We start from the raw sequence: 2,366 nt of genomic DNA, 5'->3' as shown, positions 1-2,366 counted from the left end.
CAGTGCACTGACGATCCAATGCCTGAACCGCCGAATCGCCTCCATTGATGAATTGCAGGGAGAGGTGTCGGCTTGGGAAAACGAACGAAACGGGGCTCAGAAATCCGTTGTTTGGCAATTTACTACCGAGCAGGCTAGAGCTAAATTAAAGCATCTTTATCCTCAAATTTAATGCGGTCAAGGTACTAGGGTTACCAGTAGCCTTTAGTATAAAATGGTAAGATGTGAGGTATCATTGAATTTATTTACAACATTTTGTTGAAAGCTATTTTTGCTTAGTACAGATATGCCACCAGTTGAGGAAGAAAAAAAGGATTTGGCTACCATGTCCGGTTGGAATCCCAACCACCATGCAACGATATACCCTAAAGTTCCACCATGGGTAACAACTAATACATTTTTCTCCGTTTCTGATTTACAGATCGCATTCATGCAATCACATACTCGGCTATAAAACTGCCTCCATGTTTCTCCATCATCAAACTCTTGATAGTCTAAATCAAACGCTTCTCCTCGAGGTTTTCGATTCTCTCTCGCCCACTCCTTTGATTTTCCTGCTGCTACCCCCGTATTTATCTCTCGAAGGTTATGATCTAGAATTACTTCAAAACTCAACTGTTCTCCTATAATTTTTGCTGTTTGTGCTGCTCTCAATAAGTCTGACGAATATAACGTATATTCCTTACTGTTTATACACTCGCTTAGTTTGTTTCCAATGATTTCGGCTTGTTTCCTTCCTAGTTCTGTTAAGGGGGTATCTGTCCATCCACCTGTCATATCATTTATATGATGTTCGGATTGGCAATGTTGAATTAAGGTAATACTTTGCATTTGGATTCTCCTCTCTTCTAAACAGACGTATGATTATTTGTGCTCAATGTGGGTTATCGATTGGCACAAAAGATGAAGCTTACATCGCTTAATTTTCGCAATGACTACAACGATACGCCCCTAAGTTATTATGTATATACATTTGCTCTTGATTGCAGAGAGGGCAACTAGTTCTCAATTTAACTTGATGGTTTAAACAGTATTCTATCTCTTTAACTTGCCAAAGCATTTGAATTGAAGAGGCTATCCAACCTCCGATTCCTATAGGATTATACGATGAAGCAACAGGACTCCCCCGATTATTACATTATTACTCCCAAGGTAGAATTGGCTATTTACATTTGATAATCAAGGAAGCGTATAGACTGCTTAATGTATTTGAAAAGGGATTTTGAAATAAGTCTCAGTTATCGATCTAACTAGTCTCAACTATACTTGTTACTCACAATTAGTGTGAGTAACGGTTATAAATGAGACTAAAAAGCAGCCCAAAGGCTGCTTTTGTTAATATATGCTTGAGACATCAAGCAAGTATAAATGAGATAATTCGGGTTTTCACTAATTATAATTGAGATAATTAGTAAACTGACAATATAAATAAGTTTTCTCAACTAGACGCATCATAGTTGAGGACTTTCTAATTGGTATACTTTATGTCCCATATCCACGTTGAGTACATTAAAACATTTATATTTTCATGGAATTCCCTTTAAAATAAAGATGCTTCATTAAGCTAACGACAGGATAACGTAAGCCATGAGATTGATAGAATGTACCGATACATAAATTGCAAATAGACACACAAAATATATCTATATATAAACACAGCACCAAAAATGCCGTTTCTAAATATGATTATTAAAATTAAACATCTTCAAATTTAATGTTCCGTGACAGCAAGTGACCTCTAACTGCTTCATCTTGAATTGCACAATCATATAGCTCTATATTGTAATCATTTATAGTATCTAAATGGTCACCTAAATCCTTAAAAATATCTTTTATGATATCATATGTAGGAATCAGAGATTTGAAATATAAACTTGCTACAATAAAAATATTGTTGAAAAATTCCTGGTAATCCATTTTTAAATTCGGAAAATCATTAGTAATATTATCAAAAAAACACCAAATAATATTTATACCTCTAACTAGAGGGTGGGGGTGAGAGTATTTCTTTTTATAAAATTCCGGCTTTTTAACTGATAGAGGTGAATTTAATTGATCCATTACTCCGAAATAGTGTAAGCATTTAGTAATAAATATACTTGAGCAGCCAACATACATTAAACATTTTAACTTTTCATCAGATTTCACTTTAAAATTAGAATGTACACTATATACATACTTTAACACTTGAAAAGTAGCCATTCTATCAGCATCATATTCCCATACATGTTTTCTTAAGTTAAAATTAGTTTCTTCCAAATTCTCATGCATAAAAAGACTATTATTTAAAGATTTAAAGTAATTAAACTGAATAATGTGTTGAAACTCATGTCTATCCTGAAAATATCTCACAGCGAAAGTAATAA

Annotated in this window: 2 protein-coding genes; both read right to left on the bottom strand. The window is 34.0% G+C overall.

The genetic code is table 11. The annotated features are described in order from the left end of the window. Positions 1–204: 204 nt before the first annotated feature. Positions 205–831: a histidine phosphatase family protein gene (locus L691_RS0124490; RefSeq protein WP_025692875.1), complete on the bottom strand. Its 627-nt coding sequence runs from the start codon at positions 829–831 to the stop codon at positions 205–207. 864 nt (positions 832–1,695) lie between these two features. Beyond that, the coding region (locus L691_RS33185) for a hypothetical protein (RefSeq protein ID WP_036738134.1) at positions 1,696–2,366 on the bottom strand (671 nt) is incomplete at its 5' end.

Origin of the sequence: Paenibacillus zanthoxyli JH29, assembly GCF_000520715.1 — a bacterium.
Classification (GTDB): Bacteria; Bacillota; Bacilli; order Paenibacillales; family Paenibacillaceae; genus Paenibacillus_AQ; species Paenibacillus_AQ zanthoxyli.
The sequence above is the reverse complement of the archived record's forward strand: the minus strand, read 5'-3'. Positions and strand labels throughout refer to the sequence as shown.

Coding starts and splice junctions, on each gene's coding strand:
- L691_RS0124490 (WP_025692875.1), bottom strand. CDS start 831: ATGCAAAGTATTACCTTAATTCAACATTGCCAATCCGAACATCATATA.